We start from the raw sequence: 18007 nt of genomic DNA, 5'->3' as shown, positions 1-18007 counted from the left end.
CAATAAAACACTACAAAAACTATCAATTAAACTGCCTCTAGTCCTGCGGGGCTATAGTAACTCTCTCTGCGGACAAGTAACGGGAACGATTTTGAGCAAAAAAATTTAATTTTTATGTCTTTACCCCGCCCTGTCTCAGATACCCTAGTTGACCTATTGAAGCCGATCGCGCAGAGTTTGGGAGATCGATTGGGAGCAACGATTACCAGCCAGTCTTTTTCGGAAGGCTCATCGGGAGTCCAAGCCCTTCGTCACCAAGTCAAAAAAGATCGGCGCTGGATTCAAGCGCAAATTCAATTTCTAGAACGGCAAGAGCGTCGGGAACAAGAATTAAGGGAGATTACAAGTGTAGAAAAAGAACGCGGTAATCAGCTCAGAGAAGAAGAACTAAGAGACAGGCGAGAAATTAGTAGATTGTGCCGGGAACTAATGCGGGAGTTGCAAGCAGAGGCAATTAAGGTAAAGCTGAGTGAGATTCAAATTATTTGGGATCGAGACACCTGGTTTTCAAACTTGAGTAGACAGGAAACAGAGCAAATTTTGCAGCAGCAACAGCACCGATTATTGCTGTTAGTTTCTCCCGCTAAGATTAGCAAAGATTGCCCAGATTCTTTCCGCCATAACTTGAATATCGAGTTACCGGCTAAGTTAAGATCCTTTCTAAGCCAGCATTATCCTCAACATAGCGAAACTTGTCCAGTTCAGTTTTACGGTGACTATTTCAAGCAGCCAATTTCTGATATTGATGTGGAGCGGTTGCAGACAATTTTAGGCCCAGTGCCGACAGCTATTCTTTATAGCGATATTAGCGACTATGAAGTGAATTTTCATGTTGGTTTTTGGGGCATGGTAAATCAAACAGTTTCCTTGGTATCGATTCAGCCTTGGAACTGGGAAAAAGTTTATGAACAGTTAGGAGTAGATGGTACAGATGAAAAAGTATGTCTGCGAATTATTAGGCAAATAATTGTTTCCATACATAAGTTGTTAGCGGGATTTTTGGCAGATTTATATTACCTTACTATCGATTTTAACTATGAGCCACAACTTTATTATTTAAAATCAGAATTCGTTCAAGAATGGTTCGATCAAGAATGGGTTGAACCTTATATTGAAAGTCTGAAAGTGATTCAGCGACAGCAAAGAGCTGCTTGCGAAGTGGAGTTGCGACGGCTGGCAGATCGGGAAAATAGGGCTAAGCTTCAGCGCGATATTTTAGGAGAAGCGGAGCGCAAGCGCAGAGAACAAGCTGAGGCTGAGTACAAGCGCCAAGAACAAGTAGCATCTAAAAAAGTTAAAACTAAAACATGGCAATGCGTTTGCACTTTGCCTGGACATTCATCTTTTGTAAATTCAATTGCTATTAGTCCAGATGGGCTGATTCTTGCTAGTGGGAGTTGGGACAGAACTATTAAGCTCTGGAACTTAGAAACGGGGGAGTTAACAAGCACTTTAACTGGGCATTCCGATCGGGTAAATTCGGTAGCTATTAGCTCTGATGGAGAGCTTCTTGTTAGTGGTAGTTCTGATGAGACTATTAAACTTTGGAATCTCCATAGCGGTGAGTTACTTGGCACTCTCCCTGGCCATTCTATTGGGGTTAATTCTGTTGCTATTAGCCCCGATGGGCAGCTCGTAGCTAGCTGCGGTGGTAGTGACTATACAATTAAGCTTTGGCATTTAGAGAGTGGCGAATTGCTGCGGACTTTGACGGGGCATTTAGATGATGTGAATGCGGTGGTTTTTAGCCCTGATGGTCAAGTTTTGGCGAGTGGAAGTTCTGACGCGACGAGCAAGGTTTGGGATGTGGAAACTGGAGAGTTACAGCGTACTCTTTCTGGGTTAAATTTGGGAGTGAATTCTATTGCGATTAGTCCTGATGGACAAACGCTTGTGAGTGTGAGAAATGATTACACGATTAAGCTGCGGAATTTGCCAACGGGCAGGCTGATGCGAATTCTGAGTAATAATCAACGTAAAGGTAATGATGTTGGCAATTCTAGCAGGGGTAATGCGCCACACATTTTGAGAAATTATGTAGGTAGAGGTAATTCGGTGGCGATTAGTCCTGATGGGTTGACTCTGGCTAGCGGCAGTGATGATAATACGATTAAGATTTGGAATGTGGCGACTGGGCAACTGATGAATACTCTGACGGGACATTCGGGGACGGTTTATTCGGTGGCGATCGCACGGGATGGTAAGCTGCTCGTCAGTGGTAGCGGTGATGAGACGATTAAGATTTGGCGCTGCGATTAAGGCAATTGGGGGGGCGCTGTTGTGGAAAGGGGAAAAGAATTTTTTTTAGTGCTTGCGGATCTGAGAAAAGTTGTGTTATGATTGTAAATCGAAGTGCTGGCGTAGCTCAGTGGTAGAGCAGCTGATTTGTAATCAGCCGGTCATGGGTTCAAATCCGATCGCCAGCTTTTTTAGTTCAAGCTAGTCTATGTAAGGCTTTCAGCTTACTATGGCCTGACGGATGCGATCGCGATTAATATAAGCACGATCGCCCAGCATTCCTGTTATGGTACAGCTAACTTTTGAATACGATCTCAACAGGATAAGTGTTTTCAATATCATGCTTAATTGTTGAATATTGGTATAACCAAGAAGTTGATTTAGAGATTGCACAAGGAGCAGATCGGGAAGTAGCTTTGATGCTAAGGTAAGGGGGATTTTTGAACCGTCAATGAACATTGAGAAGAAACTCGACCCTAATCTAGTGTAAGATTTTTGATGCTTCCCATCGGACGGCACTAGAAGGCTCAATCAGTTCTCCTGCTCATTTAAAGCCAATTCCTGAACTAGAAAGCCCGAAAGTGCCAGAAAGCCTACCGTTGCAATCTCAACGCTTATCCTCAACCTTATGGATCTCAAATCTTTAATTCGCGACATCCCAGATTTTCCTAAACCAGGGATTCTGTTTCGAGATATTACTACTCTCCTGCGCGATCGCGAAGGACTACGCTACACCCTTGACACTTTAACCGAAAAGTGTTCTGGGCTGTCCGCTGATTATATCGTTGGTATGGAATCGCGGGGCTTTCTCTTTGGCGTACCTCTAGCTTATAAATTGGGTATTGGCTTTATTCCCGTCCGCAAACGCGGTAAGCTGCCAGCAGAAATTAATTTTGTTGAGTATGAGTTAGAGTACGGTACCGATCGCTTGGAAATACACCAAGACGCTATTGAACCAGGCAGTCGCGTGTTAGTTGTAGACGATCTAATGGCCACTGGAGGAACAGCGGTCGCTACAGCTCAGTTATTACAGCAAGCGCAGTGTGAAATTGTAGGTTTTGCCTTTATCATCGAATTAAAAGATTTAGGCGGTAGAGAAAAGTTACCAGATGTGCCAATTGTGACATTAGTTGAGTATTAATTGTTAATTGTTAGTTGTTAGTTGTTAGTTGTTAATTGTTAGTTGTTAATTGTTAATTGTTAATTGTTAATTAGGTGGACATGATTAAAATTAACTATGTAATTACGAGCATAATATATGTCATTGCGAGCGAAGCGAAGCAATCGCAAAGGCTTGAGATTGCTTCGCTTCACTCGCAATGACAGGAACTTCTCGATGAAAGAAATTTCCTGATGACAGTTAATAGTTGCTAACTAGCTTTATTTATAGCGGTTCTCAGATAAATGAGGTATACAGAAACCCTGTATTTTCAAGCTTTCCATGTCAAAATTCCTACCTCACCTTTTTTAGAAAGGCTATACTACGAACAACTAACAACTAACAACTAACAACTAACAACTAACAACTAACAATGACTTCTATCAAATTAAACCGTAATTTACGACTCTTCAATTCACTGTTTGCCAGCGAGACATTTGCTTATATAGTTAAGCGGCTGTTGCAGGCAATTTTGACACTGTTTCTGACATCTGCCCTCTGTTTTACGATTATTCAACTAGCTCCAGGGGATTACTTAGACACCTTGTATCAAAATCCCAAAATTGCACCAGAAACTGTTAAGCAACTAGCACAACAATTTGGCTTAGATAAATCTTGGTTTGAGCAATATTGGCGCTGGCTTTTGCAAATCCTCACTCAGGGAAATTTTGGCAAAAGTTTTGTTTATGGGCGAGATGTCGCTGATTTGTTATGGGAACGAGTACCAGCAACTCTAGTAATGGCGATCGGTTCTTTAATTGTAACTTGGGCGATCGCCATTCCTTTGGGAATTATCGCTGCTGTTAACCAAAATCGCTCTACCGACAGATTTTTACAAGTAATTAGCTACACTGGTCAAGGATTCCCCAGCTTTATTACAGCTCTACTTTTGCTATTTCTAGCACAGAACACTTCCCCTCTTTTTCCTGTAGGCGGGATGACAAGTATTGACCATGAAGATTTATCTTTTTGGGGCAAAATCATCGATTATTGCTGGCATTTAATTTTACCAACTGTAGCTTTAAGTATCACCAGCTTCGCGGGTTTGCAAAGACTAATGCGGGGGCAATTGTTGGACGTGCTGCGACAAGATTACATCCAAACTGCGCGGGCTAAAGGTTTGCCAGAAAATCGAGTGATTTACGTTCACGCTTTACGGAATGCGATTAATCCTCTGATTACACTTCTAGGATTTGAGTTTGCTAGCTTGTTAAGCGGTGCATTTATTGCGGAACTTTTTTTCAACTGGCCAGGTCTAGGTAAACTTACCTTAGACGCTGTTACTAATCAAGACTTGTATTTAGTGATGGCAAGCTTGATGATGGGTGCTGTAATGTTGATTGTGGGTAACTTATTAGCAGATCTACTCCTTAAGGTAGTTGACCCTCGTATCCGCCTAGAAAATCTTAAGTAATAAGCTGAATAGTAAAATTAAATTCAATCTTTGAATTTAATTTTTGCTGCCTTTTGCAATCGATCCCCTGTTAATATTATTCCATATCATCTTTAACTTTAGATCGGGATTGCACTATGGCAGAAATTATCGGTACCCCTCAAGCTGATAGCATCGGAGGTTTACCAGAAGAGGACAGAATCTTTGGGTTGCAAGAGAATGACGCAATTTCTGGCAACTCTGGTAACGATTCTATTTATGGCGGTAAGGGAAACGACTCTATAGATGGAAACTTCGGTAGTGACTCTCTATTTGGGGATCTAGACAACGATACTGTCAATGGCAATGAAGATAACGACTCTATCTATGGTGGTAGAGGCAACGATTTGCTGGCAGGTAACTCTGGTAGCGATGTTTTATTTGGCGACAGAGGTGCTGATAATCTTACTGGTGGAGAGGGGGCTGACGTATTTGTTCTTACCCGTTACGCTGATGCTAGCCCTTCACTAACTAGCGGTGGTTTAAGTCTGGCAGATGCGGATGTTATCAATGACTTTACAGATAATTTGGATCTGATTGGTTTGAGTGGAGGGTTGACCTTTGCTGACCTCAACTTGGTGGACGCAGGTAATAATACCTTTATTCAAGACCGAGTAACTGGAGAATTCCTTGCTGTCCTTGCAGGGGTTAACCGGAGTTTAATTTCTGCGGCAGATTTCACTACTAATAACTCCAGCGTTGTTCCTAGTCCTCCGCCGGGGCCTTCGATTACTGCCTATGCGCTGACTGCAAGTAATAGGATTGTAGGGTTTAATACTTTTGCTCCGGGAATCACGCTTAGGGATGTGTCAGTGACGGGGTTACAATCTGGGGAAAGCTTGGTGGGGATTGATTTCCGCCCTGCTAACGGTCAACTCTTTGGTTTGGGTAGCAGCAATCGCTTGTACAGGATTGACCCCATCAGTGGGGCGGCGACTGCGGTGGGAACAGCACCCTTTAATCCCACTTTGACATCTGGGGCTACTGGTTTTGATTTTAATCCCACTGTCGATCGCATTCGGGCTATAAATGAGGCGGATCAAAATGCGCGGCTAAATCCTGATACTGGGGGAGTTGTGGATTTCAACACGACTACCGATGGTATTCAACTAGACGGAAGTTTGGCTTATGCTAGTGGCGATCGCAACTCTGGGGCAAATCCGTCGGCGGTAGGCGCAGCTTATACTAATAACTTTGCCGGGGCTACGTCAACCACACTGTATGCGATCGATAGCAATTTAGACGTTCTGGTGCGGCAAGTTCCACCGAATGATGGCGTACTCAATACCGTTGGATCGTTGGGTGTTGACGCTTCTAGCGTCCTGGGATTTGATATTAGAAGCGTTGGCGGTCAGGAGTCGGGTTATGCAGCCCTGAATGTTGGCGGCGTTTCCAGTCTGTACAATATCAATTTGACCACAGGTCAAGCTACGGCGTTAGGTCAAATTACCACTGGGGAAGCGATCGTTGGTTTAGCATTGCCTTTGCCTACAGCCTATGCAGTTACAGGTAGAGATGGAGCTGAAAGAATTATCGGCTTTAATGCAGCAGCACCGCAAGCAGTCCTCAGCGATGTTGCTGTTACGGGGTTACTGCCAGGAGAAAGCTTGCTAGGGATTGATTTCCGCCCTGCTACGGGTGTACTTTACGGTTTGGGTAGCAGCAATCGGTTGTATGCGATCGATCAAGCGAGTGGCGTAGCAACTGCGGTGGGAACAGCACCTTTGAATCCAACTCTTACAATTGGGGCGACTGGTTTCGATTTCAATCCGACTGTCGATCGCATTCGGGTTATTAATGAGGCAGATCAAAATGGGCGGCTGAACCAGGAAACAGGGGCAGTTGTAGACTTTGATACGCTGATTGGAGGTGTCCAATTCGACAGAAATTTAGTTTACGCTGCTGGCGATATCAACGCTGGGGCAAATCCTACGGCGGTGGCCGCAGCCTATACTAATAACTTTGCCGGGGCTACGTCAACTACACTGTATGCGATCGACAGTGGTTTAGATGTTCTGGTAAGGCAAGTTCCGCCTAATGATGGTGTGCTGAATACTGTTGGTTCCTTGGGTGTTGATGCTTCTCGCATACTTGGCTTTGATATTAGTCCCAATGGGAATGCGATCGCTGCCCTTGAAGTCGGAGGTGTGTCAAGTCTGTATAATATTAATTTGACAACAGGCGCGGCTACGGCGATCGGTCAAATTGGCAATGGAACTTCCGTCAAAGGTTTGGCATTGACTTTGATTTAATGTTCGCTAATGGCTAATGGCTAATTGCTATTAGCTAATAGTTAATAGCTAATAGCTAATACTAAATCGGGCTTCAATGCCCGTTTTTCAGTCCGCGCAGGCGGACTTTGTTTGTTTAGTAGCGGTTTCAACCGCCGAAGCATATTTTTGTTGCATTTTCCCTCTTCCCTCTTCCTTCTTCCTTCTTCTTTCTTCCCTCTTCCTTCTGTTATATTTTGAGCAAAAAACAAAATGTTTTCCCAAGTTTTCTACTTATTACTTTCTCGTTCTGATGGTAAATATCTAACTGCTCATCCCAATCAAGACACAGATGAGAGTTATTTGTTAATGTTTCGCGAAGACTTTGAAGCTCTCAGCTATCTAAATAAATATGGTGCAGATGTAGCCGATCGCTTTGGAGTCGAATCTATTGCCGGTTCTCAATTACAAAGCTTGCTCAAGCGTTGGGGATTTAACGGTGTGGGCATTGTTCAAGACCCATTATTGCCGAGGATTGAGTTTTTGTCTGTGCGTTAAGGCGATCGCTTTTCTCAATAGCACTGTTGAGCTTATGACCCATATATAGCGCAACTTGTGGATTTTGTCAACTATTTGACCCTATATCTGACATGGCGTATAGTCATAGTCTATTGAATTGTTCCAAGACGGTCAGACTATAACTATGGTTCGAGAACTTGAGCGGACGAGTCAAAACGACACCCAGAAAAAGCACACCTTCCCGGAAACTGCACCTGCGGCCAATCCGGTGTTTTTCAGGACTTATAGCCGTCGCACAGAAAACGGGCGGGAGACGTGGGAGGAAGTGTGCGATCGCACGGTTCGCGGCTTAGCCAAACTCGGCAATCTCACCCCCGAAGAAGCGGATCTCCTACACCGGATGCAAAGCCAACTTAAGGCCCTCACCTCCGGTAGATGGCTGTGGGTGGGGGGTAGCGAGTGGATTGAAGCACCAGAGAATTTTTCCGGGGCCTATAATTGTTCATCCACAAATATCGCTGACTGGCGGGCCTTTGGGCTATTGATGGATTTAGCAATGATGGGCTGCGGTACTGGGGCGGTTCTCGAACCTAAATATATTAACCAACTACCGCCAATTAGGAATCGTTTATTAGTTGAATTGCAGGGAGAAATTGGCGCTACTCCCGCTCAATTGCGGCGGGAAGAAACCGAAGTCAAAGTAGAGGGAAATCAGGCAACCATCTATGTAGGAGACTCTCGCCAAGGTTGGGTTAAATCTTATCAAAGTTTGCTGGAATTGTCAACTGATGAAAGATTTTCAACCGATGTGCAAGTTGTCATCGACTTGAGCGATGTCCGCCCAGTGGGAGAACCATTAAAAGGCTTTGGCGGTGTCGCTAATCCGGTGAAATTGGCAGAACTTTATCATCGCTGTGCGGCTATTTTGAATAAGGCTTTAGGACGGCAATTAAATTCTGTTGAATGCTGTTTATTGATTGATGAAGCAGCGGTGACAATTGTTGCTGGAAATATCAGAAGATCGGCCGGTATGAGGCAAGGAAATAGTGAAGATGGATTATTTGCTAATGCTAAAGATAACCTCTGGCAACAAGATGAGCAAGGGAATTGGCGAATAGATCCAGAGCGTGATGCTTTAAGAATGGCAAACCATACCCGTGTTTTTCACTCTAAACCTACACTGCAAGAATGTCTGGATGCTGTTAGAAAACAGTATTATTCTGGTGAAGGTGCAATTCAATGGGCCGGTGAAGCAGTAGCCAGAGCTAACTACGATTTGCTATCAACTTCTACAATGAAAGTAGAATTTTTGAAAGCATATAACGATGGCAAGGCTAAAGAGTGGTTTCAAGAAAATGCTCCTAATATTAACGCTGATGAATTAGAGCATCGGTTAGCCCGTGTGGGTTTGAACCCATGTGTTACGGCTGATACTTGGGTTCATACTGAGTATGGTGCAAGACAAGTCAAAGACTTAATTGGAGTGCAGCAAGCTGTCTATGTCAATGGAGAACTTTTCAGCACTACCCCAGAAGGCTTCTTTTTCACTGGAGTTAAACCAGTGGTTAAAGTGCAAACCAAAGAGGGTTATAGCTTAAGGTTGACAAAAAACCATCAAGTTTTGAAAGTAACAGCACAAACCCAAAAAAAGCAGTATTCTGAATGGTGTGAGGTTGGCGATCTTAAAATTGGCGATCGCATTCTAATTCACAATCATCGTAATCTTCAATCTTGGGATGGTGTTGGTAGTTTTGATGAAGGATGGCTCTTGGGTAGTTTACTAGGAGATGGCTGTTTTTCTGTCAATCAAGCCAATCACACCTATCAAGCTAAATTGAGGTATTGGGGCGATACTCAAATAGAAATGAAAGAGTATGCCTTAACACTGGTGAATAACCTGCCTAAACCTCCTCAATACACCAAAGATTTGCAAGGAATTTATCATCCCAACAACAAATACTATGAGGTTAGCTCATCAAGTTTAGCTCGTCTTGCTAAGACATTTGGTTTGGAGCATCATTCCAAAGTAATTACGCCTGAAGTTGAGCAGGCAAGTTATGACTTTTCTCGTGGATTCCTCAGAGGCTTATTTGATGCTGATGGAAGCGTTCAAGGAACTCAAGAAAAAGGAATTAGTGTTCGGCTATCTCAAAGCAATTTGCCTGTTTTAGAAGCTGTACAAAGGATGCTGTTGCGTTTAGGTATTGGCTCGACAATATATCAAAATCGCAGAACAGAAGGATTTAGAATGTTGCCTGATAGCCAGAAAAACTTGGCGGAATATTTCTGCAAGGCATCCCATGAGTTGGTCATTGCTAATGACAATATCTATGTATTTCAACAAGTAATTGGGTTCCAAGAGCCAGAAAAATCACAGTTACTAGCAAGCCTACTATCTGGGTATAAACGCAAGTTTAACCGTGAGAGATTTTCGGTTGAGATTACTGCAATTATCTCTGATGGAGAAGAAGCAGTTTATGACTGCACCGTACCAGGGGTTTCTCAGTTTGATGCTAATGGATTTGTGGCTCACAATTGTGGGGAAATTATTGGCGCAAATTTTCACTGTGTCAGTGGTGAAACTCTACTCATTACTAGAGATGGAATTCACCCAATCAAAGATGTTATCGACTTAGAAATTGAGATATGGAATGGTCAAAAATGGAGCCAAGTTACACCATTTAAAACAGGTAGCCAGCGTAAACTATATCGAGTGCAATTTGGAGATGGCTCTTACCTAGATGCCACAGAATATCATAGATTCTTTGTCAAAGATCGCTTTGGTAAAGTGTACAAAGAAGTTCAAACCAAAGATTTGATGGATGTTAGTCACTATGCCATTCACACAGAGCCTTTCACAATTAAGTATGAAGATGGTTTGAATGTAGATCCTAGTTACGCCTATACTTTAGGAGTAGCTGTAGGAGATGGAACTACAGATCAAAATGACAATGCCAAAATTAGACTTTACCAAAAGAAGGCAGCTTTAGTAGTATCAGGAAATAAGTCACCGGAAAGAACATATAGCTATTTGCCTGCTTTTACCGATGTGACAGATTTAGGTTTTTCTGGAGAATTGCTGAAAGCATTAAAAACTAATGCAGAAGCATTGAATGTAATTGCCAGTTGGAATCGTCAAGCAATACTGCATTTTATTGCTGGCCTAGCTGATACAGACGGCTCGAATACAAGTGGCAACGGTATCAGGATTTATATCTCTGATTACAAGCGAGCTTACAGAGTTCAATTACTTCTAACAAAATGTGGCATTCGTTCATCAATCAATCTTTTTGCCCATAAGGGATCGATCACTAATTATGGCATCAGAAGTCGGGATTTGTATTACTTACAAATTACTGATTGTGCTGATATTCCTTGTCAGCGTTTAGATGTTAGTAAAGGAAGTAGTGCTAAATCTAAAGGCAAATGGCAGATTGTAAGAAATGTTGAAGAATTACCTGATTTACACGATACTTACTGCTTTAATGAACCAGAGTATCACAAGGGAGTTTTTGGTAATACTTTAACTGGAAATTGTAATCTCGCTGAGATCCATCTCAATCAAATTGATCCCAAAAACCGCAAAGAACAAGAAGAAGCCTTCACCGCCGCTGGATTATCAGTTGCTACACTTCTCAATCACAAATTTGTCGAACCCCGCTACAACTACAGTCGCGACTTAGACCCAATTGTAGGCGTGTCTTTTACAGGTTTGTTCGATTTCTTTGTCCATGCTTTCGGCGTTGATTGGCTGCGCTGGTGGGAACAAGGACGACCAGAAACTGAGCAAGGAATCGCCTTTAAAAAGGGGGAAAAAGAGTATTTAACTCGTTGGCGAGAAATAGTAAATCAAGCCGTTTGGGATTACTGCGATCGCCATTCCCTCAAACGTCCAAATCGTTGTACAACCGTTCAACCTTCAGGAACAAAAAGTTTGCTCACAGGTGCATCTCCGGGTTGGCATCCTCCGAAAGCACAGCGTTTTATTCGCCGGATTACTTTCCGCAAAAATGACCCCGTAGCATTAGCTTGTATTGACTATGGCTACAATGTCATTCCGTCTCAATCTGACAAAGATGAAAATGGTAATTTGCTGAATGATGCCTTCGATCCACGTTGCACAGAATGGTTGATCGAAATTCCCGTTGCTGTACCTTGGGCCGATTTACCAGGAGCAGATAAAATTGAGATTGGCAAGTTTTCTGCATTAACACAAATGGATTTCTACTTAAATGTCCAGTGTCATTGGACAACCCATAACACTTCGGCAACTGTAGAACTAAGAGCCGATGAAGTTGAGCCTTTAGGACAGCGCATCTACGAAGCTATTCAAAATGATGAAGGATACATTTCTGTAGCTCTCCTAGCGCGATTTGATGACCACCAATCATTTCCTCGCTTGCCCTTTGAACCAATCACCAAGGAACAGTATGAACAGCTTATAAAGGAGGTTATCTTGCGGCGACATACGGATAATTTTCTTACAGCTTTGCTCCGCTACGATCGCGGTGAATTGCTAGAAGTTGGTCCCGCTGGTTGTGATTCAGATAAATGTACTTTCCCCGAACAAAAACCAACTTCTAACCGTTAAATTATTTTTTGGCTTTTGTCTTATAATTAAAAGCAGTGTGCTAGTTTTTGAACTTTGCCCACTGCTTTTATTTTTCACTACACCTATGGATTTATTAAGCAAGAATAAGAGTTTGAGTGGTATTTATCTCATTCAAAATACTCTTGACAGTAAAGTTTATGTGGGAAGTTCAATTGATATAGAGCGGCGATGGTGTGACCATAAAAACTTATTATCAAGGAGCAAGCATCATAGTAAACATCTGCAAAATGCTTGAAAAAAATACGGAGTAGAAAATTTTGAGTTTAAAATCATAGAGTTAGTTAATGAACCAACTATTTTAGTAGAAAGAGAGCAATTTTGGATGGACAGTCTCCAATCTTACGATCCCCAATTTGGATATAATGCTAGTACAACAGCTAATATTTTTGTGAACTCTGAGTTTTTAGTTGCTCAACCTTCAAAAACAAAAGACTGGATAGTAATTTCGCCTCAAGAAGAAATTTTTTTTGTTAGAAATCTTTCTGCCTTTTGCAGAGAAAATGGCTTGCGCCGAACATCTATGGTTAACGTTGCATCTGGAAAAACCCTTACACATCGCGGGTGGAAGTGTCAGTATGCTTACACGCCAAAACATCAAGATCGCCCTAGTAAACGCTTCAAAAATTATGTTGTGACAGACACTGATGGCAACAGTCAAAAAGTTACCAACTTAAAGCTTTTTTGCGAACAAATGGGTTTGGATTTAGCAGCTATGTACTCAGTTGCTAGTGGAAATCGTAGTACCTATAAAGGTTGGACTTGCCAGTATGTAGATTCGCCAAAACCACTCAAAATCGTTCAGTCAACTAAAGAGTGGATTATTGTTAGCCCCGATGCAGAAATTTTTGAAATCAATAATCTCAGGCAGTTTTGCAAAAATCACGGTTTGAATGACAGTGCAATGATTCAAATTGCCAAAGGGAAGTTAAATAATTATAAAGGGTGGCTATGTGGTTATTCAGACTCGTCAATGCCAATAAAAACTCTTACCCAGCAGAAAGAATGGCTGATTATTACACCCGATGGCGAAGAATTACCTGTCAGTAATCTCAACAGTTTTTGTAAAGCACACAAATTAGACTCAGGCTGCATGGTTAAAGTTGCTCAAGGAAAGTTTAAGCAACATAAAGGTTATTATTGTTACCGCACCGATCGTCCTATTCCTACCATAATTTCAGAAAAATTCAGTAAATCAGATACACTGGTTATAGAAAAACCAGAAAAAATTAAGAAAAAGGTCATGCCTATAAGTCAAGGTGAGAAACTGCGTCAAATAAAATCCAATAGTTGGGTTGTGATTAGTCCAGATGGTAAAGAAGAGAAAATTACAAACCTCGCCAAATTTTGTAGAGAACATGGCTTAGATCAAGGCCACATGAGTAAAATAGCTCAAGGTAAAGGCCAATCTCACAAGGGTTGGAGTTGTCGTAAAATTGACTAGAAAAATTAAAGCAGGACTTACCTAAAGAAAGTGGGTTTCTAGGAAAAATCTAAGATTCTAAACGAGATATCTACAAAGAAACCCGGTTTCTGCCTCGACGTGCATCAGTCCTGCTTAACGCTCAACCATTGACATAATAATCCCTAGTTCCTTTGGCATTCATCGCCTCTCCCAAGCGATTTAACCCATGTACATAAGCAGCAGTCCGCATCGAAATTGACAACTCCTGAGCAATTTTCCAAATTACCTCAGTTTCGTCAATCATTTTCAACTTCAACCGCTGATTTACTTCCTCCAATGTCCAATAAAGTCCGCTGCGATTCTGTACCCATTCAAAATAACTCACCGTCACCCCACCAGCATTCACCAGAATATCTGGAATTACCCAAATTCCCTTAGCGGCTAAAATCTTATCCGCAGCAGAAGTCGTAGGCCCATTAGCTACTTCAAAGATAAACTTAGCCTTAATATCATGCACATTCGCCTCGGTAATTTGATTTTCCAATGCCGCAGGAACTAACACATCAACATCTAAAGCTAAAAGTTCTTCATTCGTCAAAACTTCATGTTCGACAATGTTACAAACCGAACCTTCGCAATAAACGGCTTTGATACTGCGGTTAGATTCTTTGAATTGTCGAATGCTGGGAATATCTAGCCCTTTTTTGGCATAAATTCCCCCTTGGGAATCGCTAACAGCAACTACTTTATAGCCAGCCTTCGAGAGTAATTCGGCGATTTCTGCACCGGCATTACCAAAACCTTGCACCGCCACCGTTGTATTTTGTGGTACTAAATCAAATTTAGGTAATAAGGTTTCAATTACAAAAAAAGCTCCCATTGCTGTCGCCGTATCTCGGCCCAAACTCCCCCCAATGGTGACAGGTTTACCAGTAACAACTGCTGGACAAAGTTTGCGGTTAATGATATTATATTGGTCAGCCATCCAACCCATAATCATCGGGTTGGTATAAACATCCGGTGCGGGAATATCGACATCGGGGCCGATAAAATCTGCGATCGCATCTATATAACCCCGACTTAATCGTTCTAATTCCATCTTTGATAATTCTTTGGGATTTAGGGTAATCCCTCCCTTAGCACCCCCAAAAGGTAGGTTTAAAACTGCACATTTGAATGTCATCCAAAAGGCTAATGATTGCACTTCATCCAGAGAAACTTTGGGATGATAACGTATTCCCCCTTTCGTCGGGCCTCTGGTGTCATCGTAGCGAACGCGGTAGCCTTGGAAAATTCGCAAGGAACCGTTATCCATCCGCACTGGAATTGATACGATTAAAGTAGATTTAGGATATTTGAGGCGTTCAGTTGTATCTTCTGAAAGCGAAACATATTTCAAGGCCTGCTCTAATCTGCGGCTGGCATCAGCAAATAATGAATCTGACATAGGAAGGAAGAAGGAAGAAGGAAGAGGGAAGAGGGAAGAAGGAAGAAGGAAGAGGGAAGAAGGCTAATTGTTAATAGTTAACTACTAAAAAGCCACAAGTTAGATATTAATTAAACAATAGGTTTAATTAATATCCGTCTACTTAATATTTTTTCCTCTTTTATTTAATTAAAACACAAGCTCGACCGGATTTAGCGATTTTCCTGCCAAGTTATGTCAATTTTTGTATATAATTTGCAACCTTAGCTGCTACTCTATGGTGACACAAATTGAAAAGCGATCGCCCCCATTTTCAATTTAGTTTACTTACCAAAAGAACGATCGCCACATCTACTGCACCCATTCACAATGCGGGTAGAATGTAAAGTTTTATTAAATCCTATAAAAATTACAAATACATTAATAGAACTACCGTAACCATTTATCGACTAAATTATAAGTTGTGGAAAAATCCTCACCTTTTTACATCGTGGGTTGTCAATCATCTATTACCTCTGCGAACAAATGCCAGACGATCGCTCGAAAACTCCCCGTCAAATCAGTCCAGAACAATACCAGCGCTTAAAAGCAGAGATAGTGGCTCCCTACCGAACTCTACGACAGTTTGTGTACGTCGCTTGCGGTGCTTCTGGTTTCATCGGCGGCCTGGTTTTTCTGGGTCAGCTCATGGCCGGTCGGGAAGTGGGCTCAGCGATCCCCAATTTTGCTCTGCAAGTCGGAGTTGTGGCTCTGATGGTGTGGCTGTTTCGCCTAGAGCAGCGATCGCGCCGTTCCTCCAAGTCAAAGTAACGAAACGCTACAAATCTTGACACAAGGACATCTGAAGCAATGAAAGTTCAGAATATAAAGAAATTATTACGAAAATCTTGATCCCTGATAAGTTTATGTCAATATCAGTATAGTTAAATTAGAGCCAGCCAAATTAAAGGCTCTAACCATAAATCCCTTTTAATCGGTTCAATTGGGGTCAGCTTTCATAAAGACCCTAAAAATAACATAATATATTAAGATGAGCGCCAGCCTCCACCTATAGGAAGACTGGCGCTCATTAATTTAAGTGAGTTCTGCAACTTCTATCGGCTGGCAGTCAGGTCGATCGGGCCCGAAGTCCGGTTTTTGGTGAGTTGATTGCCGATCGCGAAAATGGTATTAGTACGAGTGGCATTGTAGAGGTCGTAACGCCGATTACCCCGGATGATATTTTTGCCGGGACTAGCTGCGGTGCCCAAATCAGGTTGAGATTTAGCGATCGCCACCACACCATCCCGCACATTATTTTCAATCAAATTGCTACGGAGTACTGGCCGCGCCGAGTGAGAAATTAGTATTCCATCCCGATTTTCAATAATCCGATTTTCTGCAACCAAAGGCGATGCAGAGTCATTAATAGCAATCCCAAATCCTGTATTTTGAAATAAATTTCCTCGGATTTCACCTTGAGAAAACCGCACCGCAGAAATCCCATTACCATTATTCTGAGTAAAGACATTATTGCTAATTTTAGGGCTGCTGCTACCCGTAATAAAAATACCTTCACGTTGGCTATTAAAAAAGGTAGAATTAGCAACAACCGGACTGCCAGACTCAACCCACAGACCCGTACCGCGAGTATTGGGATTAGTAACAGTGACACCGCTGATTTGGCTGCCATTTTCAGCTCTAATTGCCACATTTTGTCTAGCAAAACTCGGACTGATAAAGTTAGCGCCGCCAATAATTCGTACCGACTTACCTTTATTAACTTCATCGCCGCGCAGAGTTACATTAGGTTTGATTATTAGAGGAAAACTTTCCCCCGTTTGGGCGCTATAGTTGCCTGGAGCTAGTTGAATTAAAGTGTTAGAATTGCTTTGCTGAAGAGCATAAGTGATAGTACGGTAGGGCACGGCTGGATTACCAGCATTAGCGCGATCGCTTCCCCTAGCTGGATCGACATAAATCGTTCGCACTTGTGACGTTCTTTGGGGGGAATTTGCCCAAGTTGGAAGTGCTGTAGCACCCAAAGAACCAACTAGCAAAGCAACAGCGGCGGCCGCAGACTGCTGGCTAAAATGGTTGAGGATGGTAAAGGGATTAAAGCGAGAAAGCTGATTGCTCATGATGGTAATTCCTGATTTATGATTTTGGGTTTGCTGGGGACATTATTTATTGACTACATAAGCCCAAATCTTAAATCTGGTTAAAATTACAGAATGCTAATAAATCAACTGCTAATTAGCTATAGTTACAGTAACAATAGATTTGAGGATGAACTATGCACTTAAAAAATTTGGCACATAGATGCACATTATTTTTAGCAGTAGGTGTAGGAATTGCCTTCTACAGCAATCCTGCGGCTGCTGCTGAAAAAGTGGTACTCAAATACACGATTATTCAAATGACTATCCCCGTGAGCGAGCTGGAGAATTTTACAAAAACTGGGCAAATGTCACCTGCATTAGAGATGCTTTTGGGAAAGGCGAATAAAAACCCAGAGACAGTGCGCCGCGCTTTGAAAAAGCCTGTCAAGGTGAATAAAGGATTTTTAGAACAAGCGCTAAATAGTCAACCTGGGAAAATGATTTTAGATGAGGTTGGTCAGGTAATTCATCCTCCTTCACAGGGTGCGGATCGGGAGGCTTTGCGATCGGCTTTAGTCTTATCCGCGAGTCAGGATAATGAGATTACTGTGATGGAAATGATTAAAAATTATCCAACGGATGAAGTTCATGTTGAGGGCGATCGCTTAGTTGAGGCTTATGGAAAAATTGCATCTTTGGCAGAACAATTGAACGGTGCAACTGAGCAATTACAAGATCTACTAAATAAAATCCGTTTGCCAAGATTGTAGTATTTTTTAATCCTGGGCGATGGAACAAGGATATTTAGTAATTAATAATTGAGATTACATGGATTAGGCAGCTTTTCAGATTACACAGATTAGAAGATCGTCCCTGCAATCCGTGCAATCCTTAAAATCAGTGTTCGTATTAGAAGATCGTCCGTGTA

13 protein-coding genes and 1 tRNA gene are annotated in these 18007 nt (G+C 42.2%); 11 read left to right on the top strand and 3 right to left on the bottom strand.

Translation table 11 applies throughout. From position 1 onward, the window contains the following. Window positions 1-114: 114 nt before the first annotated feature. Together PN499_RS07905 and PN499_RS07900 are read left to right on the top strand one after the other, a co-directional pair. The gene (locus tag PN499_RS07905; protein ID WP_272031192.1) at window positions 115-2259 is read left to right on the top strand and encodes a serine/threonine protein kinase; all 2145 of its coding nucleotides are present in this window, start codon (window positions 115-117) and stop codon (window positions 2257-2259) included. Window positions 2260-2354: 95 nt separating this feature from the next. Continuing rightward, a tRNA-Thr gene (locus PN499_RS07900) sits at window positions 2355-2426 on the top strand. A gap of 31 nt (window positions 2427-2457) precedes the next feature. Here PN499_RS07900 and PN499_RS07895 read toward each other — a convergent pair. Next, window positions 2458-2580, bottom strand: a complete 123-nt coding sequence (locus tag PN499_RS07895) for a hypothetical protein (protein WP_272031190.1) — start codon at window positions 2578-2580, stop codon at window positions 2458-2460. Window positions 2581-2866: 286 nt separating this feature from the next. Here PN499_RS07895 and PN499_RS07890 point away from each other — a divergent pair, with 286 nt between their 5' ends. From PN499_RS07890 to PN499_RS07865, 7 genes are all read left to right on the top strand, one after another. Continuing rightward, the gene (locus tag PN499_RS07890) at window positions 2867-3379 is read left to right on the top strand and encodes an adenine phosphoribosyltransferase (protein WP_272031189.1); all 513 of its coding nucleotides are present in this window, start codon (window positions 2867-2869) and stop codon (window positions 3377-3379) included. Between the two features lie 391 nt (window positions 3380-3770). Further along, window positions 3771-4811 carry an ABC transporter permease gene (locus PN499_RS07885; RefSeq protein WP_272031188.1) on the top strand — a complete coding sequence of 347 codons (1041 nt, stop codon included), beginning with the start codon at window positions 3771-3773 and terminating at the stop codon, window positions 4809-4811. A 116-nt stretch (window positions 4812-4927) separates the two neighbouring features. Then, the gene (locus PN499_RS07880; RefSeq protein WP_272031187.1) at window positions 4928-7081 is read left to right on the top strand and encodes a DUF4394 domain-containing protein; all 2154 of its coding nucleotides are present in this window, start codon (window positions 4928-4930) and stop codon (window positions 7079-7081) included. A 231-nt stretch (window positions 7082-7312) separates the two neighbouring features. Next, window positions 7313-7597: a hypothetical protein gene (locus PN499_RS07875; RefSeq protein ID WP_272031186.1), complete on the top strand. Its 285-nt coding sequence runs from the start codon at window positions 7313-7315 to the stop codon at window positions 7595-7597. 145 nt (window positions 7598-7742) lie between these two features. Next, on the top strand, window positions 7743-12149 hold the full coding sequence (gene nrdJ / locus PN499_RS07870; RefSeq protein WP_272031185.1) for a ribonucleoside-triphosphate reductase, adenosylcobalamin-dependent: 4407 nt from the start codon (window positions 7743-7745) through the stop codon (window positions 12147-12149). A gap of 85 nt (window positions 12150-12234) precedes the next feature. Next, window positions 12235-12405, top strand: a complete 171-nt coding sequence (locus tag PN499_RS29655) for a GIY-YIG nuclease family protein (RefSeq protein WP_417063869.1) — start codon at window positions 12235-12237, stop codon at window positions 12403-12405. 87 nt (window positions 12406-12492) lie between these two features. Next, window positions 12493-13611, top strand: coding sequence for a hypothetical protein (locus tag PN499_RS07865; protein ID WP_272031184.1), 1119 nt, complete (start codon window positions 12493-12495; stop codon window positions 13609-13611). A gap of 121 nt (window positions 13612-13732) precedes the next feature. Here the strand turns inward: PN499_RS07865 and PN499_RS07860 are convergent, their stop codons facing one another. After that, entirely contained in the window at window positions 13733-15019 is a 1287-nt protein-coding gene (locus tag PN499_RS07860; protein ID WP_272031183.1) for a Glu/Leu/Phe/Val family dehydrogenase, read from the bottom strand. Window positions 15020-15523: 504 nt separating this feature from the next. Here PN499_RS07860 and PN499_RS07855 point away from each other — a divergent pair. After that, window positions 15524-15808 (top strand): DUF3493 domain-containing protein, encoded by a 285-nt coding sequence (locus PN499_RS07855; RefSeq protein ID WP_272031198.1) that lies wholly within the window; start codon window positions 15524-15526, stop codon window positions 15806-15808. A gap of 284 nt (window positions 15809-16092) precedes the next feature. On the opposite strand, the gene PN499_RS07850 is transcribed toward PN499_RS07855, so the two are convergent. Further along, window positions 16093-17118 carry a DUF1565 domain-containing protein gene (locus PN499_RS07850; RefSeq protein WP_272031182.1) on the bottom strand — a complete coding sequence of 342 codons (1026 nt, stop codon included), beginning with the start codon at window positions 17116-17118 and terminating at the stop codon, window positions 16093-16095. A gap of 155 nt (window positions 17119-17273) precedes the next feature. Between PN499_RS07850 and PN499_RS07845 the strand changes: the two genes are divergently transcribed. After that, a complete protein-coding gene (locus PN499_RS07845) occupies window positions 17274-17849 on the top strand; it encodes an alpha/beta hydrolase (protein WP_272031181.1) in 576 nt (191 codons plus the stop codon). Window positions 17850-18007: the final 158 nt, after the last annotated feature.

The organism is Kamptonema animale CS-326, assembly GCF_028330895.1.
Classification (GTDB): Bacteria; Cyanobacteriota; Cyanobacteriia; order Cyanobacteriales; family Microcoleaceae; genus Kamptonema; species Kamptonema formosum.
Note: the sequence above shows the minus strand (reverse complement) of the source record. Positions and strands in the feature narration are given on the sequence as shown.